The organism is Pseudomonas flavescens, assembly GCF_013408425.1.
Classification (GTDB): domain Bacteria; phylum Pseudomonadota; class Gammaproteobacteria; order Pseudomonadales; family Pseudomonadaceae; genus Aquipseudomonas; species Aquipseudomonas fulva_A.
Map to the genome: position 1 here is coordinate 387,488 of NZ_JACBYV010000001.1, position 20,975 is coordinate 408,462.

Genomic DNA, 20,975 nt, shown 5'->3' on the forward strand with positions numbered 1-20,975 from the left:
GGAAGGTTCGCTCTACGTTGCTATGAAAGGCTGAAAAGGCCGGGGCACGCGGGCGATGGAAGGTAGGCATTCCATCGGCCGGGCGTGGAGGAGGGAGGCGCGATATCGAATGCGGGTCAGACCACTTCGAGGCGGATCTTGTGCTGGTCGAGCAGTTGAACGAGGGCCGGCACCGGTTGCTGGTCGGTCACCAGGCAGTCGATCAGGCTGATAGGGCCGAGGCGGATCATGGCGTTGCGCCCGAACTTGCTCGAGTCGGCAGCGAGGATCACCTTGCGGGCATTGGCGATGATCGCCTGGGAGACCCGTACTTCCTGATAGTCGAAGTCCAGCAGGCTGCCGTCTTCATCGATGCCGCTGATGCCTACCAGGGCGAAGTCGACCTTGAACTGGTTGATGAAGTCGACACTCGCCTGGCCCACCAAACCACCATCACGACGCACGTTGCCGCCGGTGAGCAGCACGTCGAAATCATCCTTGGCGCTGAGCATCGAGGCCACGTTGAGGTTGTTGGTGATGATCTTCAGGTGATTGTGATTGAGCAGGGCGCGAGCAATGGATTCGGTGGTGGTACCGATGTTGATGAACAGCGAGGCGTGATCGGGAATCTGCGCAGCCACGGCTTCGCCGATGCGTTGTTTCTCATGGCGCATCTGGTCGGCGCGCATGGCGTAAGCGGTGTTCTCGACACTGGAGTCGTAGGCGGCGCCGCCGTGGTAGCGACGCAGCAGGTTGGCATCGGCCAATTGGTTGATGTCGCGGCGGATGGTTTGTGGCGTGACGACGAACAGGGTGGCCAGCTCCTCGATGCTGACATAGCCGCGTTCGCGGATCAGATCGAGGATTTGCTGCTGACGGGGAGGCAGATTCATGGGGGATCCTTCGGGCTGCCGTGCAGAATTAACCCATGATGCCGCACGAATCTGCTCTCTGCCAGTTGCAGCCGGGCGCGACCCCGGCTTAGCGCTTATTTGGCTTCTTCATGGGGCTGCCAGTCGCGGGTGCGGTCGACGGCTTTCTTCCAGCCTGCATAGAGCGCTTCCTTCTCGGCCTCGGCCAGCTGTGGCTCGAACTCTCGCTCGATCACCGCCTTGCCACGCAGTTCGTCCAGGCTGCTCCAGAAGCCTGATGCCAGGCCCGCCAGGTAGGCAGCGCCCAGGGCCGTGGTCTCGCGCATTTCCGGGCGCTCCACCTGGGTGCCGAGGATGTCGGCCTGGAACTGCATGAGGAAGTTGTTGGCCACCGCGCCGCCGTCTACTCGCAGGGACTTCAGGCGTTCCCCGGAATCCTGCTGCATGGCGTCGAGCACATCGCGCGTCTGGTAGGCGATGGACTCCAGAGCGGCGCGGATGATGTGGTCGACCCGCACGCCACGGGTGAGGCCGAACAGTGCGCCGCGCGCATAGGGATCCCAGTAAGGAGCGCCCAGGCCGGTGAACGCCGGCACCAGGTACACGCCATTGCTGTCCTTGACCTTGTTGGCGAAGTACTCGGTGTCATAGGCGTCATTGACGACCTTGAGCTCGTCGCGCAGCCACTGGATGGTGGAGCCGCCGTTGAAGATCGCGCCTTCGAGGGCATACGTCACTTCGCCGCGAGGGCCGCAGGCAATGGTGGTGAGCATGCCGTGCTGGGATTTGACCGCCTTGTCGCCGGTGTTCATCAGCAGGAAGCAGCCTGTGCCGTAGGTGTTCTTGGCCTGCCCGGGTTCGACGCACATCTGGCCGAACAGCGCCGCCTGCTGATCGCCCGCGATACCGGCGATGGCGATGCCGCTCTTGGTGTGGCCATAGATTTCCGAAGAGGACTTCACTTGCGGGAGCATTTCCCGTGGGATATCCAGCACCTCAAGCATCTTCGCATCCCACTCCAGGGTGTGGATGTTGAAGAGCATGGTGCGTGCGGCGTTGGTGTAGTCGGTGATGTGGACCTTGCCGCCGGTGAATTTCCAGATCAGCCAGCTATCGATGGTACCGAACAGCAGCTCGCCGTTGCGGGCGCGTTCGCGGCTGCCCTCGACATGGTCGAGAATCCACTTCAGTTTGGTGCCGGAGAAGTAGGGGTCGGTGACCAGGCCGGTGGTCTGCTGGATGTACTCTTCCAGGCCATCGCGCTTGAGCTGTTGGCAGATCTCGGTACTGCGACGGCATTGCCAAACCACGGCATTGTGGATAGGGCGGCCGGTATTCTTGTCCCAGACGACCGTGGTCTCACGCTGGTTGGTGATGCCGATCGCCGCTACCTGATCGTGATGAAGGCCTGCCTGGGCCAGCGCCTCGACCATCACCGCACTCTGCGTGGCGAAAATTTCCATGGGGTCGTGCTCGACCCAGCCGCTTTGCGGGTAGTGCTGGGTGAACTCGCGCTGGGCGATGCACACCACATTGGCGTCGCGGTCGAAAATGATCGCGCGGGAGCTGGTCGTACCCTGATCGAGGGCAATGATGTAGTTCTTGTTGGTGTCAGTCATGTCGATTGCCTTGGACGGATGAACGGAGAGTGAAATGCCGCACGCTCGGGTCGAGCAGAGTCATGCGGCGTCGAATTCAGGAAGCTTTGACGTCGCGATTTGCCGACTGTTCTACTTGCGGCTCAATCGCACTGGGCAGGTGCCGAGCGATCATGCCGCGATAAACCGCTGCGCCGATGCAGGCGCCAAGAATCGGCGCGAAGATCGGGACCAGGAAGTACGGAATATCACGGCCGCCGGTCAGCGATATCTCGCCCCAGCCGGTCAGGAAGGTCATCAGCTTGGGGCCGAAGTCGCGAGCCGGGTTCATCGCGAACCCGGTCAGCGGGCCCATGGCACTGCCGATCACGGCGATCAGCAGGCCGATCAGCAGCGGGGCCATCGGACCACGCGGCAGGCCGTTGTTGTCATCGGTCAGGGACATGATCACGCCCATGAGGATGGCGGTGATCACCACTTCGACCATGAACGCCTGGCCGGTGGACAGCACGGGATTGGGGAAGGTGGAGAATACCGAAGCCAGTTCCAGGCTGGCCTGGGAGCCACGGACCATCTGGTTGGCCTGTTCGAATTCCAGGAACAGACCACTGTAGAGGGTGTAGACCAGCAGGGCGCCACAGAAGGCACCGGCGATCTGGGCAAGGATGTAGAACGGCAGCTTGCCTTTCTCGAAGCCGGCGAACAGCCACAGCGCGATGCTCACGGCAGGGTTCAGGTGCGCACCGGAAACACCGGCGGTGAGGTAGATCGCCATGCTGACGCCTACGCCCCAGATGATGCTGATCTCCCAGAGCCCGAAGCTCGCGCCGGCGACTTTCAGGGCGGCGACGCAGCCGGTGCCGAAGAAGATGAGCAGTGCGGTGCCCAGGAACTCGGCCATGCATTGGCCCGAGAGCGATGGTTGTCGTAGAGCAGCTGTCATGATGAACCTCGATTTTTTGTTGTTGTATGGCGCCGCTGCAAAGCAGCTTGGCGAGGCCTCCAGAGCGTCGCCGTTTGCAAGGTCGCCATGGCTGATGTGAGTGACGGTTGTTGCTACCGCAAATGTTCGTAATCGAAAAAAATATATACGGAGAACACGTATTGTCAAAAAGTGAACGTTAGAAGCGGCTCATTTTTTCGATATCAATCGTGTGCATAGTTCAATAGGTCAGCGCGGCGCGCGATAGGTTCCCTCACCAGAGAAGATTCGATAGCGGCTTTTCAAGACTGAAGCAGAGCCTTTTGCCCAGCGGCAGCGCTAGAATCGCTGCAACCTGCATCGCTGCTACCTTTTGCCTGGAGCTGTCATGACCCCCGCACTGGATCTGCTGAAAAAGGTTCGCGCCGAACATCGAATCCACAGTTATGAACACGATCCGAAGGCCGCGTCCTACGGTCTGGAGGCCGCGGAGAAGCTTGGTCTCGATCCCGCACAGGTGTTCAAGACGCTGCTGGCCAGCAGTGAAAAGGGCGAATTGCTGGTAGCCGTGGTGCCGGTGGTCGGCACCCTGGACCTGAAGGCCCTGGCCCAGGCCGCCGGGGTGAAGAAGGTCGACATGGCGGCAGTCGATGCCGCGCAGCGGGCAACCGGGTATCTGGTCGGCGGCATCAGCCCGCTGGGGCAGAAGAAGCGTCTGCGAACCTTCATCGACAGCAGTGCCCTGAACTTCCCCAGCATCCATGTCAGTGCCGGGCGCCGAGGCCTCGAGGTCGAGCTGAGTGCCGAGGTACTGGCGCAGCACACCCAGGCGCAGTTTGCCGCTATCGGTCGTTAGCCCGGCTCAGTGCCATCGGTCAGCGGCCATGCGTGGGCGAGCATTGCGCGTCCCTGTATGATCGGAGGCAGTTTGCATGATGCCGCTGATGTACGGGCTGGATGCAGGGCACGGGGAGCAGCGGCGGTAGGTCGCGCTGCGGAAACGGGAGCAGGAGGCTTGGCGGGTGATGAAAGGGTTTCGGTGGGTGGCGGGCAGTTTGTTGACGGCTGCGCTGCTGGGCAGTGCCTGCGTCAGGGCCGAAACCCTGGTCATGGAGGCGGACGTATGGTGTCCGGTGAACTGTGCCGAGGGCGCCGAGCGGCCTGGCATCTTCGTCGAGCTGGCCAGGGAGATCTTCGCCGAGGCGGGCATCGACGTGCAGTACCGCGTCACCAATTGGGCGCGTGCGGTGCAGGATGTGCGCAGTGGCCGCGTCAATGCGCTGGTCGGAGCCGGTCGTCGCGATGCCCCGGACTTCATCTTCGGCGATACCGCCCCGGGTATTTCCCGTAACTGTTTCTATGCCCGAGCCGACAGCACCTGGCGCTACAGTGGCCTGGCGTCCCTTGCGCAGATCCGCCTCGGGGTGATCAATGGCTACAGCTACGGTGAGGCGCTGGACGACTACATCCGCCGCAATCAGAGGAACCTGGACCGTCTGCAGCAGGCTGCAGGCGAGCAGGCGCTGGCGCTGAATATTCGCAAAGTCGAGCTGGGCCGGGTCGATGCCACGCTGGAAAACACCTGGGTGATGTCCCTGTATCTCGATCAGCACAAGAATGCCGACAATCTCATCGAGGTCGGTTGCCGGATGCCCGACGTACCTATCTATATCGCCTTTTCCCCGGTGCTGCCCTCCAGCACCCGCTACCGAGACATCTTCGATCACGGCGTACGCCGCTACCGCCAGGACGGCCGCCTGGATGCCCTGCTCAAACGTTACGGGATTCACTCGGAGCGTTGAGCGCTCACTGTTGCGGCGCTTTGGCGTCTCGCTGTATCGCAGCGCCCGGTAAGGACGCGGGCATGCTGACCTTTTTCATTCGCTCACAGGAAATAACCCATGCCCCTCGAGTTTCATCAGGTCGATGCGTTCAGCGATAAGCCTTTCGCTGGCAATCCTGCAGTGGTCTATCGCCTGGACGGGTGGCTCGACGACTCACTGATGCAGCAGATCGCTGCCGAGCACAACCTGGCTGAAACCGCGTTCGTGGTGAAGGAGGGCGCTGCCTGGCGTATCCGCTGGTTCACGCCGACCACCGAGGCGGCCCTGTGCGGCCACGCGACGCTGGCCAGCGCCCACGTGCTGTTCGAGTGCTACGACGAACCGGCCGAGCGCATCGAGTTCCTCTATGCCGGTGGCGAGCTGGCCGTGAGCCGGGAAAAGGATCGTCTGGTGCTCGATTTTCCCTGCCATCGGCCAGTACCGATCGCCGTACCCGAGGGCTTGGCCGAGATGCTTGGGCAGGTACCGCTCGCCGTGCTGGACGCTCCGCAACTGTTGGTGCTGCTCGACTCGGAAGCCGCGGTGCGCGCTTGCCGCCCGGATCTGCGCGCATTGGGCAACCTGCCCTGGGATGCCGTGATCATCAGCGCGGCCGGGGAAACGGTGGATTTCGTGTCACGCAACTTCGCACCGGCAGTGGGAATCGACGAGGATCCGGTGACCGGCTCTGCCCATTGCATCCTCACCCCTTACTGGGCACAGAAACTGGGCAAGCGTGAACTGACTGCCTATCAGGGCGGCGAGCGCGGTGGTTTTCTCTGGTGCTGTCTGGATGGGGAGCGGGTGAAGATCGCCGGCCATGCCCATCTGGTGAGCAGCGGCCGACTGCATTTCGACGGTTAGCCCAGCAAGGAAGGCGCCGCCACGCTACCTGCGGCGGCGAACGCCACCAGATGATCCGCCGCGATGCGAATCCCCACCTGCTCGCCGGGCTGGTGATCGGCATGGCTGGGGAACAGGGCTTCGAGCTGGCTACCGGTTGGCAACTGCAGGCGGTATAGCGTCGCCGCACCGAGGAAACTCTTGCCGACGACCAGTGCCTTGCGGGAGCTTGCCGGGTCATGGACGATATCGTCAGGGCGCAGCAGCACGTCCACGGCACTGCCGAGTGGCCATGCATAGGCACGATTGCCGCGGATGGTGCCCAGTTCGGTCTGTACCTCATCCGGCGCCAGCAACTGGCCGCGAATGAAGTAACCCTGACCGATGAAGCTGGCGACGAACGGGGTCTGCGGTTCGTGGTAGAGATTGAACGGCGTGTCCCACTGCTCCAGATGCCCAGCTTTGAACACCCCGACCTGATCACTGACGGCGAAGGCTTCTTCCTGATCGTGCGTCACCAGAATCGCGCTGGTACCGCGGGTCTTGAGGATGTCGCGCACTTCATGGCTGAGGCGCCGGCGCAACTCGCCATCGAGGTTCGAGAACGGCTCGTCGAGCAGCAGCAGTTGCGGGTTGGTGGCGAGTGCTCGAGCCAGTGCCACGCGCTGTTGCTGCCCCCCGGACAGCTCATGGGGGTGACGCTTGCCCAGATGATCGAGCTTCACCAGCTCCAGCAACTCACGGGTGATCTGCTCGCAGTCGGGCTGCTTGCGGATGCCGAAGGCAACGTTCTGCGCCACGCTCAGGTGCGGAAACAGGGCGTAGTCCTGAAACACCATGCCGATGCGACGCTTTTCCGGTGCGAGGGTGAAGCCTGGGCTGGAGATCACTTCGCCAGTCAGGCGGATTTCACCTTCGAGCACCGGTTCGAAACCGGCAATGGCCCGCAGGGTGGTGGTCTTGCCGCAGCCGGACGGGCCGAGCAGGCAGCCGATATCACCCGGGTTCAGGTGCAGGTTGAGATTCTGCACGATGCGCTGCTCACCGTAGCCGCAACCCAGGTTACGCAGGCTCAACAGCATGGGCTGGCTCATGCGTGGTGGTACGCCGGCTCGACCAGGAATTCGAGCAGTGCCTTCTGCGCGTGCAGGCGGTTTTCTGCCTGATCCCAGGCGGCCGAGCGGGGGTCGTCGAGCAGGTCCTCACTGATTTCCTCGCCACGGTGGGCGGGCAGGCAGTGCAGGAACAGCACGTTCTCGTCGGCAGCGTCGAGCAGGGCACGGTTCACCTGATAGGGCGCGAACAGCTTGTGGCGCTCGGCGATTTCCTCTTCCTGGCCCATGGAGGCCCAGACGTCGGTGCTCACCAGGTGAACGCCGGCCACGGCCTCACGCGGGTCGCGGAAGATCTTCACGCGCTCGCCGGCTTCGGCCAACAGTGCGGCGTCAGGCTCGTACCCTTGCGGGCAGGCGACGTGCAGGTTGAAGTCGAACTGGATGGCCGCTTCTATATAGGAGTTGCACATGTTGTTGCCGTCGCCGATCCAGGCTGCGGTCTTGCCGACGATGCTGCCGCGCTGCTCATGGAAGGTCTGCATGTCGGCCAGCAGCTGACACGGGTGCAGATCGTCCGACAGGCCGTTGATCACCGGTACCCGGGAGTTGGCGGCGAACTCGGTCAGGGTGCTGTGGGCGAAGGTTCGGATCATCACCGCATCGAGCATGCGCGACATGACGATGGCCGAGTCGCTGATCGGTTCGCCACGGCCCAGTTGGGTATCGCGGGGCGACAGGAAGATGGCCTGGCCGCCGAGCTGGATCATGCCGGCTTCGAAAGACAGGCGGGTACGGGTAGAGGCTTTCTCGAAGATCATGCCCAGTACGCGATTCTTCAGCGGTTCGAACAGCACGCCGCTGTTGCGCAAGCCTTTCAGCTCCATGCCGCGTCGGATCAGGCCCACCAGTTCATCCGGTGTGCAGTCCTTCAGCGAGAGAAAGTGTCTTGCGCTCATCGTTAACTACCTTTTGACAACAGGGCGCAGGTTCGTTTTTTCACGGAAAAACGGGAGAACCTGCGGCTGGGGGCCGCACAGTGCGACGAAACGGGGAAGCCGCCGATCTTATAAGTAAATGACGCCTACGCGCAAATCCGCCCAGATTGCCAAGTGTAACGCCCTGAAAGGCTGGCCAGAGCCGCCGGATGCATGGCCCTGATGGTCGGGGATTCACGACGAATAGGCAGCTGGTGTGCTGACCCCGAGGCGCCCATGATGATCGCCTGAACAAGAAGACGAGGCTGGCCATGACCACGACCCTCCACCACCGTGCGTGCCATTTGTGCGAGGCCATCTGCGGCCTGACCCTGGAAGTCGAGCGCGGCGCCGACGGTGAGCCGCAGATACGTTCCATCAAGGGGGATCGTGATGATCCGTTCAGCCGCGGCCATATTTGCCCCAAGGCCGTTGCGCTGCAGGACATCCAGAACGATCCCGATCGCCTGCGCCAGCCGATGCGGCGTATCGGCGATCGCTGGGAGGCGATCGGCTGGGACGAAGCCTTCACCCTGGCGGCAGAGCGTCTGGCTGCGGTGCAGGCTGCATACGGGCAGAGTGCGGTAGCCGTCTATCAGGGCAACCCCAGCGTGCATAATTACGGGCTGATGACCCACAGCAATTACTTTCTCGGCCTGCTCAAGACCCGCAATCGTTATTCCGCCACGTCGGTGGACCAACTGCCGCATCACCTGACCAGCCACCTGATGTACGGCCATGGTTTTCTGATCCCCGTGCCGGATATCGACCACACCGATTTCATGCTGATCCTCGGCGGCAACCCGCTGGCCTCCAATGGCAGCATCATGACCGTCCCCGACGTGGAGAAGCGCCTGAAGGCGATCCAGGCGCGTGGCGGCCGACTGGTAGTGGTCGATCCGCGACGCAGCGAGACCGCTGCCATCGCCGATCAACATCTGTTCGTTCGCCCCGGGCAGGATGCCGCGTTGCTGCTGGCGATGCTCAGCACCCTGTTCGAGGAACGGCTGTGTCGAGCCAGTCACTTGCAGGTTGCCGGCCTCGATGACGTGGAGCGGACCGTGCTGCCCTTCACCGCCGAGTTGATGGCGGCGCGGTGTGGTATTCCGGCTTCGGCCATACGCCAGTTGGCACGGGATTTCGCGGCAGCGGATAGGGCGGTGTGCTATGGCCGCATGGGCGTATCCACCCAGGCATTCGGCACGCTGTGTCAGTGGCTGGTGCAGGTGATCAATCTGGTGACCGGCAACCTCGACCGGGTGGGTGGGGTGCTGTGCACCGAGCCGGCGGTCGATCTGGTCGGTGCGACGTCCGGCGGGCATTTCGATCGCTGGCAAAGCAGGGTTTCCGGTTTGCCCGAGTATGGCGGCGAGTTGCCGGTCAGTGCTCTGGCCGAGGAAATGCTCACTGCCGGGGACGGCCAGGTGCGCGCACTGATTACCGTCGCAGGCAATCCGGTGCTATCGACGCCCAATGGGCGGCAGCTGGAGCAGGGGCTCGAAGGCCTGGACTTCATGCTCAGCGTGGATCTTTACATCAACGAAACCACCCGCCATGCCGACCTGATCCTGCCATCCACCGCGCCGCTGGAGCACGACCATTACGACACCACCTTCAATCTGTTCGCGGTGCGCAACGTCACCCGTTTCAATGAGGCGGTGCTGCCGAAGCCGGAAGGCGCGCTGGACGACTGGGAGATGTTCGTCGGCCTGGCCAAGGCCTTCGCCGCGCAGACCGGCGTCGCGCTGAAACCCACGCAGACACCTCAGCAGATGATCGACCTGGGGCTGCGTTTCGGCGCCTATGGTGACCAGTCGCCACTCAAGCTTTCGCTGCAGACCTTGCGGCAACACCCCCATGGCCTGGATATCGGCCCGCTTGGCCCGAACCTGGCAGCACGTCTGAAAACAACGGATGGCCGTGTCCAGGCCGCACCGGCGCTGTTGCTCGGCGATGTACAGCGTTTCGCCATGCAAGCGGCAGTCGATCCCGGGCAGTTGCTGCTGATCGGCCGCCGGCATGTGCGCAGCAACAACTCATGGATGCACAACTATCACCGACTGGTGAAGGGCAAGCCGCGTCACCAATTGTTGATGAGCGTCCAGGACATGCAGCAGCGCGGGCTCAGCGATGGCCAGCGTGTCAGCGTCAGCTCGCGGGTCGGCGTGGTCGAGGTCGAAGTGCTCGGCAGTGAAGAGATGATGCCGGGCGTGGTCAGCTTGCCGCATGGCTGGGGGCATGGGCGGCCCGGTGTGCAGATGAGCATCGCCAGCGCCACGCCGGGTGCCAGCGCCAATGACCTGACCGATGAACGTCAGCTTGATCGGCTGTCGGGCAACGCGGTACTCAATGGGGTTCCGGTGCAGGTGGTCGCGGCCTGAGAGCTACCTGGTTCGCGTATGCAGCATGGCCGAGCATTGCGCTCGGCTTTTGGTTACAATGCGTGCACCGTATCGACCCGTGAGTCGGATAGTCCAGTTCTGAGGTGCCCCCATGGAAATCATCGAAACGATCAAAGAGCAGATCGCCAGCAACACCGTTCTGCTGTACATGAAAGGCGCTCCGAACGCGCCACAGTGCGGCTTCTCTGCCCGCGCTGCGCAGGCTCTGATGGGCTGCGGCGAAAAATTCGCCTACGTCGACATCCTGCAGAACCCGGAAATTCGCACCAATCTGCCGAAGTACGCCAACTGGCCGACCTTCCCGCAGCTGTGGGTCGGTGGTGAACTGGTCGGCGGCAGCGACATCATCAGCGAGATGTACGAAAAGGGTGAGCTGCAGACCCTGATCAAGGATGCCGTGCAGAAAGCCGGCGCCTGATCGTCTGACGATCCCGAAATCCGCAGCCAGCGATGGCTGCGGATTTTTTTTACCTGCATGAAGGTCACGCGGCAGGCCGTGGCTTAACCAGCGTTCGATTTGGTGGGCTAAAGCCCACCCTACCGCTCGCGCGCGCACTTGGCGTCCTCACCGCAGGACTGGGGTAGGGTGGGCTTCAGCCCACCAACGGGATCGAGCTGCCCGCCTGCGGCCTGACGATAGCGGCGGATTTTTTGCCTGCACGAAGGTCAGGCGGCAGGCGGTGGCTTAACCAGGGTTCGATTTGGTGGGCTAAAGCCCACCCTACCGCTCGCGCGCGCTTGGCGCCCTCGCCGCAGGACTGGGGTAGGGTGGGCTTCAGCCCACCAACGGGATCGAGCTGCCCGCCTGCGGCCTGACGATAGCGGCGGATTTTTTGCCTGCACGAAGGTCAGGCGGCAGGCCGTGGGGTAACCAGCGTTCGATCTGGTGGGCTAAAGCCCACCCTACCGCTCGCGCGCGCTTGGCGTCCTCACCGCAGGACTGGGGTAGGGTGGGCTTCAGCCCACCAATCGGATCGAGCTGCCCGCCTGCGGCCTGACGATAGCGGCGGATTTTTTGCCTGCACGAAGGTCACGCGGCAGGCGGTGGCTTAACCAGCGTTCGATTTGGTGGGCTAAAGCCCACCCTACCGCTCGCGCGCGCTTGGTGTCCTCACCACAGGACTGGGGTAGGGTGGGCTTCAGCCCACCAGCCGGATCGAGCTGCCCGCCTACGGCAGGGTGACATCCAGCACGCGAATGCAGCCGGGTTGTGGGTAGTGCCAATGGACCTCGACATCCCACAGGCGCACGCCGTAGCGGCGCTCCGGCTGGGGTTGCTGGTAGGCGGGGCGCGGGTCCTGCGCCAGGCACTGTTCGATCAGCTCGACCAATGGCTCGTCGAGGCGCAGGCCGTGTTCGTGGGCCTGGGCCAATGCGCTGTCCTGCCATTGCACCTCGATCCGCACGGGAGCGTGCGCAGCGATATGGTTGTGGGCATCGGGCACGCAGTCGGCATAGGGCACGTAGGGTTTGACGTCGAGCACCGGGGTGCCGTCGAGCAGGTCGATGCCCGACAACCACAGGCGTCCGCTCTCGACCCGATCCAGGCGCACCACCGATTGACCGATCCCGTTGGGGCGATGGGTCGCTCGGGTCGCGAACACGCCGATTGCACGGTTGCCGCCCAAACGCGGAGGGCGCACCTTGAGCCTGGGCTTGTCTTCCAGCGCCTGGTGGAAGAGAAACAGCAGCCAGACATGGCTGACCTGCTCCAGGCCCTGCACTGCATCGCCCTGATCGAACGGTGGGCACAGCTCGAGCACGCCGCGTGCAGCGGGTGCCAGCTGTGGCTGGCGCGGTATGGCGAACTTCTCCTTGAAGCAGGAGCGCACATGACCGATGGGCGAAACCTGGTAGCTCATGGGCTGTCAGTCACGCAGGCGCTGGGTCAGGCCCTTGAGAAAGTTGCGCAGGAACTGATCGCCACAGACGCGATAGTTACTGGTGCCCTGCTTGCGGAACAGCGCGCTCATTTCCGGTTTCGATACGGGGAAATCGACGCTGCGCATGATGGCATGCACGTCGTCTTCCTTGAGCTCGAAAGCCACGCGAAGCTTCTTCAGCACCTGATTGTTGCTGACTGGCAGCTCCAGAGCCGGAGCCGGGCGGCTGTCATCCTTGCCACGTTTGAAGTACACCAGGCCATCGAGAGCATGGGCCAGCAGATCGTCGCTGCAATCCTTATAGCCCGGCTCGTCATCCTTCTTCAGTACCGCCGCGATTTCTTCAGCGGTTACCGTTTTGCCACCCAACTGAACGATCTCGGCCAGTTGTGCATCGCTGACGTCGAGCATGTAGCGCAGGCTGCGCAGCACATCATTATTGAGCATGAAGATTCCTGATTGGAGAGGCCCGCGCCAGATGGCGAGGCCGGAAAATAGTAGTTGGGAGCCGATTGCGACGCCGCGCTAGCTGGCGTCGACAGGTCCCTAGAAACGTTCTTTGGCGCCCAGATAGCGCCACTGCCCCGGTTGCACCTTGGACATCGGTACCGCGCCGATGCGGATGCGCTTCATGCCCAGTACCTTGAGGCCAACGCTGTTGCACATGAACACCAACTGACCCGGCAGTGGGTTCTTCAGGGCGAAACGCAGGCGGGTCTCGTTTTGCCAGCTGACCTTGCAGGGCGCCAGCGGCGTGCCGTTGAACACCAGGCCGTGATTGAGTCGCTTGAGGTCTCGATCCGACAATTCACCGCTGACCTCGACCACGTATTCCTGCTCCAGCTTGCTCAGGTCGTCCTTGAGCTTGCGCTCGATACGCCAGTCCTGAGTCAGCACATGCAGACCGTCGGCGCCCGCTTGCAGGGGGATACAGGGCGTCAGGTTGGTGAAGTGACCCTTCAGCGTGCGCTGCTCGGAGCGGTCTTCCGGCCAGCGGCTGTACGGGCCGATTTCTTCGGCTGCACGTTCGGGAAAGCGCCCGCTGGGGATGTGCAGCAGCAGGGTCACCGGTACCAGAGGTTCAGCGACGGCATCCGGGAGCAGCGCCACCGCTTCGTCGGTCACCTTGCGCTGAGGTTCGTCGACCACTTCGCCGTCGACCGTGACCCAGCCGCCTTCGATATACAGTTCGGCCTCGCGGCGCGAGCAGCCGGTCAGTTCGATCAGGCGCTTGGAGAGGCGTAAGGGTTCGGTCATGGCAGGACATCGTCAGCGAGTAGATGCCCATTGTACCGCCGTGAGGCGTGTCATGCGCGTGGCATGAACAAAGCCGGGCAGGGCGCCCGGCTCGCAGGTTCTGCCAATCAGAAAATCAGCGAGAAAATGCCGATCACGACCAGCAGGCCGATAAGGAAGATGATACCGATGGTGCTGCCGAGGAACTTCAGCATGGGGGCTACTCCTGTTTTCGTCCGTTCAGTATTGGGACTGGAGTGCCGCCGGCATCGTTCAGGGTAAATCTGCCCGGCGGCCATTGCGGCCGCAGGGCATCGGCAAGACACAGGGTGTCGTAAACGTGGATCGTTTCCGAAAGCCTGTTAGCCGCCCAGGTAGGCGTCACGCACCTTCGGATCGTTCAACAGATCATGACCACTGCCTTGCATGACGATCCGGCCGTTTTCCAGTACGTAGCCACGGTCGGCCAGCTTGAGCGCCTGGTTGGCGTTCTGCTCGACCAGGAACACGGTCACACCGTCCTTGCGCAGCTGTTCGATGATGTCGAAGATCTGCTGGATGATGATCGGTGCCAGGCCCAGAGATGGCTCGTCGAGCAGCAGCAGCTTGGGCTTGCTCATCAGCGCACGGCCGATGGCGAGCATCTGCTGTTCGCCACCGGACATGGTGCCGGCGCGCTGTACAAGGCGTTCCTTGAGGCGCGGGAACAGGTGCAGCACTTTGTCCAGTTGCTCCTGATTGTCCGCCTTGCTGCCGAAGAAGCCGCCCATGGCGAGGTTCTCCTCGACGGTCAGGCGCGCGAACACGCGGCGGCCTTCCGGCACCACGGCGATGCTCTTGCGCATGATCAGCGGGGTTTCCATGCCGACCAGTTCTTCACCCTGATAACGGATGCTGCCGCTGGTGGCCTGGGGAGTACCGCAAAGGGTCATCAGCAGGGTGGATTTGCCGGCGCCGTTGGCACCGATCAGGGTCACGATCTCACCCTGACGCACTTCCACGCTGACCCCGTGCAGCGCCTGGATCTTGCCGTAGAAGGTGGAAACGTTGTCGAAATACAGCATTTACGCTTCCCCCAGGTAGGCTTTGATCACGTCCGGATTGTCGCGGATCTGCTCCGGCGTGCCGTCGGCCAGGGGCGTGCCCTGGTTGATCACGAAGATATGGTCGGAAATGCTCATGACCAGCTTCATGTCGTGTTCGATCAGCAGCACGGTCACGTTGTGCTCGTCACGTAGCACGCCGATCAGCGCTTTCAGGTCGTCGGTTTCCCGTGGGTTGAGGCCCGCAGCCGGCTCGTCGAGCATGAGGATGCTCGGCCGGGTCATCATGCAGCGGGCGATCTCCAGGCGGCGCTGCTGGCCGTAGGCCAGGGTACCGGCGGTGCGGTTGGCGAATTCGGTCAGGTTGACCTGTTCCAGCCAATGCGCCGCGTAATCCATGGCCTCGCGCTCACTGCGGCGAAACGCCGGGGTCTTGAACAGCCCGGACAGGAAGTTGGTGTTGATGTGGCGGTGTTGGGCGACCAGCAGGTTTTCCACCGCGGTCATTTCCTTGAACAGGCGAACGTTCTGGAAGGTACGCACCACACCCTTGCGAGCGATCTTGTGGCCCGGCAGGCCTTCGATCTGTTCGCCGTTGAGGCGGATGCTGCCCGAGGTCGGTTTGTAGAAACCGGTCAGGCAGTTGAACACCGTGGTCTTGCCGGCACCGTTCGGGCCGATCATCGACACAACCTGTTTTTCATTGACCGAGAGGCTGACCCCGTTGACGGCCAGCAGGCCGCCAAAACGCATGGACAGGCCGCTCACTTCTAGAATCGGGCGGCTCATCGTTGTTTCAACTCCAGGTGTGGGCGCTGCATGGGCATGAGGCCCTGCGGACGCCAGATCATCATCACGATCATGGTCAGACCGAATATCAGCATGCGGTACTCGTTGAAGTCGCGCATCTCCTGCAACAGGGTCATCACGATGGCCGCGAATATGATGCCGAGCTGCGAGCCCATACCACCCAGCACGACGATGGCGAGGATCATCGCCGACTCGATGAAGGTGAACGACTCCGGCGTCACCAGCCCCTGGCGGGCGGCGAAGAAGCTGCCGGCGAAACCGGCGAAGCTGGCGCCGATGGTGAAGGCCGAGAGCTTGACCGTGGTCGGGTTGAGGCCCAGGGCACGGCAGGCGATTTCATCTTCGCGCAAGGCTTCCCAGGCGCGGCCGATCGGCATGCGCATCAGGCGGTTGATCACGAAGATGGCCAACAGCACCAGAAGCAGGGCGATCAGGTAGAGAAAGATCACCTTGTAGGTGGAGTTGTAGGCGATGCCGAGGAAGTCATGCAGGGTCTGGCCACCATCCGGTGCGCGACGATCCAGCGACAGGCCGAACAGTTCCGGCTTGGGAATCGAGCTGATGCCGTTCGGGCCGCCTGTGATGTCGGTGAGGTTGCGCAGCATGATGCGGATGATCTCACCGAAACCCAGGGTCACGATGGCCAGATAGTCGCCGCGTAGCCTGAGTACCGGGAAGCCCAGCAAGCAGCCGAAGGTAGCGGCCATCAGCCCGGCTATCGGCAATGCCGTCCAGAAGCCGAAGCCTGCGTACTCGGCGAGCAGCGCATAGGTGTAGGCACCCACCGCGTAGAAGCCGACGTAACCCAGGTCGAGCAGCCCGGCGAGGCCGACCACGATGTTCAGGCCGATGCCCAGCATCACGTAGATGAGGATCAGCGTGGCGATGTCCACCGCCGCGCGGGAGCCGAAGAACGGCCAGGCCAGCGCCACCACGAACAGCGCCAGCATGATCCAGCGCTGCACGCTGGGCAGGGTCAGCGAGTCCTTCAGGTTCTGCGGCACGGCCGGCAGAACGCCTTTGAGCCTGTCACCGCCGAGCAGGCGATCACGCAGCACCAGATGCCAGACGAACAGCAGCGCAGCGGCGATGCCGATGGTCCACAGGGTCTTGGCGCTGGCGCCGCTCACCTGCAGGCTGATGCCGACGACGCTGAGCTTGAGGCCGAGAATCGGGTAGGAGATCAGCAGCAGAAGGATGCTGCTGAACAGGGCGGTCTTGAGGTTCTTGCTCATACCTTTTCAACCTCCGGACGGCCGAGGATACCGGTCGGGCGGAACAGCAGTACGAGTACCAGCAGGCTGAAGGCGACGACATCCTTGTACTGGTCACCGAAGATATCGGCGCCGAAGGCTTCGGCAACGCCCAGCACCAGGCCGCCAAGCACGGCCCCCGGGATGCTGCCGATGCCGCCGAGTACTGCGGCAGTGAACGCCTTGATGCCGGCGAGGAAGCCCAGGTGCGGGTTGATCACGCCGTATTGCATGCCCAGCAGCACGGCGGCGACGGCTGCCAGTGCGGCGCCGATGACGAAGGTCAGGGCGATGATGTTGTTGGTGTTGATACCCAGCAGGTTGGCCATCTTCAGGTCCTCGGCACAGGCGCGGCAGGCGCGGCCCAGGCGGGAGCGGGAGATGAACAGGGTGAGGCCGATCATGGTCAGGAAGGTGACCACGAAGATCAGCACCTGCATATAAGAGATCACCACGCCATTCATGGCACTTTCACCAAAGATGAAGTTGCCCGGCAGCGGGTTGGTGATGGCCTTGTCTTTCGAGTCCTGGGAAAGCATGACGGCGTTCTGCAGGAAGATCGACATGCCGATCGCGGAAATCAGCGGGATCAGCCGGTTACCGCCGCGTAGCGGCCGGTAGGCAACCCGTTCGATGCTGTAACCGAAAGCACTGGTGACGATGATGCTCGCCGCGAAGGCGCAGATCATGATCAGGGGCAGGCTGTCGAGTCCCATCATGGCCAGCAGCGTGATGGCGATGAAGGCGACGTAGGAACCGATCATGTACACCTCGCCATGGGCGAAGTTGATCATGCCGATGATGCCGTAGACCATCGTGTAGCCGATGGCGATCAGGGCATAGGTACTGCCGACGGTAAGACCGTTGAGCAGCTGTTGCAGGTAGTGATAAAGATCAGGCATTGCCTAACTCCTGGGTCGTCGCGCACGGCAGCGCTTGTGGCGCAGCGCGAAACCGGAATTCTTTCAATAAACAAAGCCCACTGCGTGTGCAGTGGGCTTTAGGCTCAGGCGGGGGGACTTACTTGGCTTCGGACTTGGTGCCGTCCTGGTGCCATTCGTAAACCACGAAGTTGAAGTCCTTCAGGTCACCCTTCTCGTCGAAGCCAAGGGTGCCGGTCGGGGTGTCGAAGGTGTTGGCGCGCAGGGCGGCCGCTACTTCGGCGGTGTCGGTGCTGCCGGCTTTCTCGATACCACCGGCAATGACCTGAACGGCAGCGTAGGCCGGGAACACGAATGGACCGGTTGGGTCTTCGTTCTTGGCCTTGAACGCATCAACCAGCGCCTTGTTCTTCGGATCCTGGTCGAAGGATTGCGGCAGGGTGACCAGCATGCCTTCGGAAGCCGGGCCAGCGATGGCCGAGATTTCCTTGTTGCCTACGCCTTCCGGACCCATGAAGCGAACGTCGAGGCCTTTTTCCTTGGACTGACGCAGCAGCAGGCCCAGCTCTGGGTGATAGCCGCCGTAGTAGACGAAATCAACGCCCTGTTGCTTGAGCTTGGCGATCAGCGAGGAGAAGTCCTTGTCGCCGGCATTGATGCCTTCGAACACGCCGACTTTCACGCCTTTGGATTCCAGGGTCTGCTTGACCGCACTGGCGATGCCTTCACCGTACTGCTGCTTGTCATGGATGACGGCAACGTTCTTCGGCTTGATCTTGTCGGCAATGAAGTTGCCAGCGGTCGGGCCCTGGAGGCTGTCCAGGCCGATGGTGCGGAAGATCAGCTCGTAGCCACGGGCGGTGATTTCCGGGCTGGTAGCGGCCGGAGTGATCATCAGAATGCCTTCGTCTTCGTAAATGTCCGAAGCCGGCTGAGTGGAGCTGGAGCACAGGTGGCCAACGACGAACTTGGCGCCATCGTTGACGATCTTGTTGGCAACGGCCACGGCTTGCTTGGGATCGCAGGCGTCGTCGTAGACCACGCCTTCGAGCTGAGCACCGTTGACGCCACCGGCCTTGTTGATCTGTTCGATGGCCATCTTGGCACCGATGAACTGCATCTCGCCGTACTGGGCAACAGCACCGGTCACCGGGCCAGCCATGGCGATCTTGATGGTGTCTGCGGCGACCGAGTAGCTGGCAGCGCCAGCCAGGGCCATAGCGGCGAACAGCTTGGAAATCTGCTTAGTAGCGTTGTTCATTAGTGCTCCACTCGTTGTGTTCATTGTTGTAGTTCTGGCAGCCAAAGCAGCAGAACCGGAGTCGACTTTTCCGGCCATACCCCCGGCAACTGTACCGATACAGTGTAGAGCGCTGATTTGCGCCTTGGAAAGTCGGCAGTCGAGGAAGAAGAGTAGGAATGTCGCGTAATTGCAAGAAATGTATAGAAAAACGGCGGATTCCTGACTGACGGGTGGTTGACACGGCTTGCCTGTCAGTCGCCCGTCGTTATCATGGCGGCCGTCAGAAATACGACCCTTCACGATGGAACCTGCCATGAACGAACAACCAAGCACCCTCTATGCCAAATTGCTCGGCGAAACCGCCCCCATCCGTTGGCAGGAGCTGCAACCGTTCTTCGCGCGCGGCTCGCTGCTATGGGTCGACAGCGATGAGGACCTGATCGCGGTGGCCGAGGCGGTTGCCGAAAATCGTCGCGACGACGTCGCTGCCTGGCTGGATTCGGGGCGCGTCGCGCTGTTGAACGATGTACGCGCCGAGGATCTGCTCACCCGTGATCCGTCGCTTTGGGCTGTGGTCGTGGCGCCCTGGGTTCTGGTGCAGGAGCGCGCCGAAAAGTAGCGTCGACTTCGAACGCGCGTTTCAATCGCTCTGGAATGGTGTTCTCGAAGACGGATAAAGCGGCTTTAGTGATTCATTTTGGTGCTTTTCATGCACTGATTTGGTTCGCAAGGTGGCTGGGATCATCTCTGAGGCCAGGTGTCTATGCTCAGGAGCCCGGAAGCGGATGACGTTTCCGACAATCCTTCAGCTCAGGAGACCACTTATGTTCGAGCCCGGCCATTTATTTCGCGGCAACAGCCTGGCGGTGGGTGAGATACCCACCTATGCCATCGACCTGCATTACGACGTGCGTCAGGATGCGGCCGAAGGGCCAATGCTGCACATGTCCCTCAAGGGTGAGATCGCTGGAGCGGCTTTCGACGAGTCGTTCGAGCTGCACCGTGACACCGCCTTCAACTTCGCCAGTGTGGTCAGCCGCCTGGCTCACAAGCATGGTTTGCCGACCAGCGTGGTGCTGATCAGTCACGAGCATGAAGAGTTCGACCGGATGTTCGAGGATATCCGCCAGCGTCTGGGTGCCCACAGTGGCGATCCGGTAGATCTCGATCATCTCGAGAAGGATGGTCTGTAAGCGCTGCCGATTGCGGTGTCACATCTGATTCATCGCCGCCAGCGCCGCTATGTGGCGAGCTGGTTCATTCATTTCGAGGCCGGTCGGTGCATCGGCTGGCACCAGTCTGGAGTCGTGCATGAAACTATCCGCCAACCTGACGATGCTGTTCACCGAGCGGCCGTTGCTCGAGCGTATCGTCGCCGCCGCTGCGGCGGGTTTCGAGGGTGTGGAAATCCAGTTCCCCTACGAAGTCCCTGCGCTTCGCTTGAAGGACGAACTGGCACGGGCGGGCATGCCGCTGGCGCTGATGAATTTTCCGGCTGGCGACTTCATGGCTGGCGGGCCCGGGCTGGCGGCGGTGCCTGCACGTCAGGCGGCGTTCGACGAAGCGTTGCAGGAGGCGCTGACCTACGCCGCCATGGTTCGACCGCAGTCCATCAACGTCCTGTCCGGACGGCTGGCTGCAGGGCTCGAGCGGGAGCAGGCGCTGACCACCTTGAGCAACAACATCCGCAAGGCGTCAGAGGCGTTCCAGACGCTGGGGATCGGCGTGGTCAGCGAGGCGATCAACCCCATCGACATGCCGGGGTTTCTGGTCAACACGCCGGAACACCTGCAAGCACTGCTGGAGCAGGTCGACCACGGCAATTTCCGCGCTCAGCTGGATATCTATCACATGGCGCGACAGGGTATCGATCCGCTGGTGGCCGTCGAAGCACTGGTTGGCCGAATCGGCCATGTGCAATTCGCCGACTGCCCGGGGCGCGGTGCGCCGGGCAGTGGGGATGTCGATTTCGCTAGGGTGCGGCAGGCGCTGGAGACGGGAGGGTACCGCGGCTGGCTGGGCGCCGAGTACCGCCCCGAAGAGGGCGATACCCGTGCCAGCCTGGGCTGGTTGCGTGCGTGGCGGATGCCTGCGCTCAGTTGACCAGAGGAGCGGTTACGCCAACCTCGGGCAGCTTGAGCGCCAGGTTGCCGCGATC

At 62.3% G+C, this 20,975-nt stretch carries 22 protein-coding genes; 8 read left to right on the forward strand and 14 right to left on the reverse strand.

The window, feature by feature from the left end; genetic code table 11:
• Window positions 1-116 precede the first annotated feature (116 nt).
• From FHR27_RS01675 to FHR27_RS01685, 3 genes are all read right to left on the reverse strand, one after another.
• Window positions 117-872 (reverse strand): DeoR/GlpR family transcriptional regulator, encoded by a 756-nt coding sequence (locus FHR27_RS01675; protein WP_042555023.1) that lies wholly within the window; start codon window positions 870-872, stop codon window positions 117-119.
• A 95-nt stretch (window positions 873-967) separates the two neighbouring features.
• Window positions 968-2,470 (reverse strand): glycerol kinase GlpK, encoded by a 1,503-nt coding sequence (gene glpK, locus FHR27_RS01680; RefSeq protein ID WP_042555022.1) that lies wholly within the window; start codon window positions 2,468-2,470, stop codon window positions 968-970.
• Window positions 2,471-2,546: 76 nt separating this feature from the next.
• Window positions 2,547-3,392 (reverse strand): MIP/aquaporin family protein, encoded by an 846-nt coding sequence (locus tag FHR27_RS01685; protein WP_179537596.1) that lies wholly within the window; start codon window positions 3,390-3,392, stop codon window positions 2,547-2,549.
• A 367-nt stretch (window positions 3,393-3,759) separates the two neighbouring features.
• Here FHR27_RS01685 and ybaK point away from each other — a divergent pair, with 367 nt between their 5' ends.
• From ybaK to FHR27_RS01700, 3 genes are all read left to right on the forward strand, one after another.
• A complete protein-coding gene (ybaK, locus tag FHR27_RS01690) occupies window positions 3,760-4,227 on the forward strand; it encodes a Cys-tRNA(Pro) deacylase (protein WP_042555020.1) in 468 nt (155 codons plus the stop codon).
• A gap of 169 nt (window positions 4,228-4,396) precedes the next feature.
• Window positions 4,397-5,173 (forward strand): substrate-binding periplasmic protein, encoded by a 777-nt coding sequence (locus tag FHR27_RS01695; RefSeq protein WP_179537597.1) that lies wholly within the window; start codon window positions 4,397-4,399, stop codon window positions 5,171-5,173.
• 99 nt (window positions 5,174-5,272) lie between these two features.
• Complete coding sequence (locus tag FHR27_RS01700) at window positions 5,273-6,058, forward strand: PhzF family phenazine biosynthesis protein (RefSeq protein WP_179537598.1); 786 nt, start codon at window positions 5,273-5,275, stop codon at window positions 6,056-6,058.
• Here FHR27_RS01700 and FHR27_RS01705 read toward each other — a convergent pair.
• Entirely contained in the window at window positions 6,055-7,131 is a 1,077-nt protein-coding gene (locus tag FHR27_RS01705; RefSeq protein ID WP_179537599.1) for an ABC transporter ATP-binding protein, read from the reverse strand. The two genes, FHR27_RS01700 and FHR27_RS01705, sit on opposite strands and share 4 nt — an antisense overlap.
• Window positions 7,128-8,048 (reverse strand): ornithine carbamoyltransferase, encoded by a 921-nt coding sequence (gene argF / locus FHR27_RS01710; protein ID WP_042555016.1) that lies wholly within the window; start codon window positions 8,046-8,048, stop codon window positions 7,128-7,130. The genes FHR27_RS01705 and argF overlap by 4 nt, the downstream gene beginning before the upstream one ends.
• A gap of 290 nt (window positions 8,049-8,338) precedes the next feature.
• Here argF and FHR27_RS01715 point away from each other — a divergent pair, with 290 nt between their 5' ends.
• Both FHR27_RS01715 and grxD read left to right on the forward strand, forming a co-directional pair.
• Window positions 8,339-10,447 carry a molybdopterin-dependent oxidoreductase gene (locus tag FHR27_RS01715; RefSeq protein ID WP_179537600.1) on the forward strand — a complete coding sequence of 703 codons (2,109 nt, stop codon included), beginning with the start codon at window positions 8,339-8,341 and terminating at the stop codon, window positions 10,445-10,447.
• 112 nt (window positions 10,448-10,559) lie between these two features.
• Complete coding sequence (gene grxD / locus FHR27_RS01720) at window positions 10,560-10,886, forward strand: Grx4 family monothiol glutaredoxin (protein WP_042555014.1); 327 nt, start codon at window positions 10,560-10,562, stop codon at window positions 10,884-10,886.
• Between the two features lie 751 nt (window positions 10,887-11,637).
• Here the strand turns inward: grxD and tsaA are convergent.
• From tsaA to FHR27_RS01765, 9 genes are all read right to left on the reverse strand, one after another.
• Window positions 11,638-12,330, reverse strand: coding sequence for a tRNA (N6-threonylcarbamoyladenosine(37)-N6)-methyltransferase TrmO (gene tsaA / locus FHR27_RS01725; protein ID WP_179537601.1), 693 nt, complete (start codon window positions 12,328-12,330; stop codon window positions 11,638-11,640).
• A 6-nt stretch (window positions 12,331-12,336) separates the two neighbouring features.
• Window positions 12,337-12,798, reverse strand: coding sequence for a YehS family protein (locus FHR27_RS01730; RefSeq protein ID WP_179537602.1), 462 nt, complete (start codon window positions 12,796-12,798; stop codon window positions 12,337-12,339).
• A 99-nt stretch (window positions 12,799-12,897) separates the two neighbouring features.
• Complete coding sequence (locus FHR27_RS01735; RefSeq protein WP_179537603.1) at window positions 12,898-13,608, reverse strand: rRNA pseudouridine synthase; 711 nt, start codon at window positions 13,606-13,608, stop codon at window positions 12,898-12,900.
• Between the two features lie 107 nt (window positions 13,609-13,715).
• Window positions 13,716-13,886, reverse strand: coding sequence for a hypothetical protein (locus tag FHR27_RS01740; RefSeq protein WP_179537604.1), 171 nt, complete (start codon window positions 13,884-13,886; stop codon window positions 13,716-13,718).
• Between the two features lie 63 nt (window positions 13,887-13,949).
• Entirely contained in the window at window positions 13,950-14,651 is a 702-nt protein-coding gene (locus FHR27_RS01745) for an ABC transporter ATP-binding protein (RefSeq protein ID WP_042556484.1), read from the reverse strand.
• Window positions 14,652-15,419, reverse strand: a complete 768-nt coding sequence (gene livG, locus FHR27_RS01750; protein WP_042556483.1) for a high-affinity branched-chain amino acid ABC transporter ATP-binding protein LivG — start codon at window positions 15,417-15,419, stop codon at window positions 14,652-14,654.
• Window positions 15,416-16,675, reverse strand: a complete 1,260-nt coding sequence (locus FHR27_RS01755) for a high-affinity branched-chain amino acid ABC transporter permease LivM (protein ID WP_042556482.1) — start codon at window positions 16,673-16,675, stop codon at window positions 15,416-15,418. The genes livG and FHR27_RS01755 overlap by 4 nt, the downstream gene beginning before the upstream one ends.
• A complete protein-coding gene (gene livH / locus FHR27_RS01760) occupies window positions 16,672-17,595 on the reverse strand; it encodes a high-affinity branched-chain amino acid ABC transporter permease LivH (protein ID WP_042556481.1) in 924 nt (307 codons plus the stop codon). The genes FHR27_RS01755 and livH overlap by 4 nt, the downstream gene beginning before the upstream one ends.
• A gap of 118 nt (window positions 17,596-17,713) precedes the next feature.
• The gene (locus tag FHR27_RS01765; RefSeq protein ID WP_042556480.1) at window positions 17,714-18,835 is read right to left on the reverse strand and encodes a branched-chain amino acid ABC transporter substrate-binding protein; all 1,122 of its coding nucleotides are present in this window, start codon (window positions 18,833-18,835) and stop codon (window positions 17,714-17,716) included.
• 295 nt (window positions 18,836-19,130) lie between these two features.
• On the opposite strand from FHR27_RS01765, the gene FHR27_RS01770 reads away from it, so the two are divergent.
• From FHR27_RS01770 to FHR27_RS01780, 3 genes are all read left to right on the forward strand, one after another.
• Window positions 19,131-19,436, forward strand: a complete 306-nt coding sequence (locus FHR27_RS01770) for a DUF2288 domain-containing protein (RefSeq protein WP_042556479.1) — start codon at window positions 19,131-19,133, stop codon at window positions 19,434-19,436.
• 205 nt (window positions 19,437-19,641) lie between these two features.
• Window positions 19,642-20,010 (forward strand): DUF5064 family protein, encoded by a 369-nt coding sequence (locus FHR27_RS01775; RefSeq protein ID WP_179537605.1) that lies wholly within the window; start codon window positions 19,642-19,644, stop codon window positions 20,008-20,010.
• A 118-nt stretch (window positions 20,011-20,128) separates the two neighbouring features.
• Complete coding sequence (locus FHR27_RS01780) at window positions 20,129-20,920, forward strand: hydroxypyruvate isomerase family protein (RefSeq protein ID WP_179537606.1); 792 nt, start codon at window positions 20,129-20,131, stop codon at window positions 20,918-20,920.
• Window positions 20,921-20,975 lie beyond the last annotated feature (55 nt).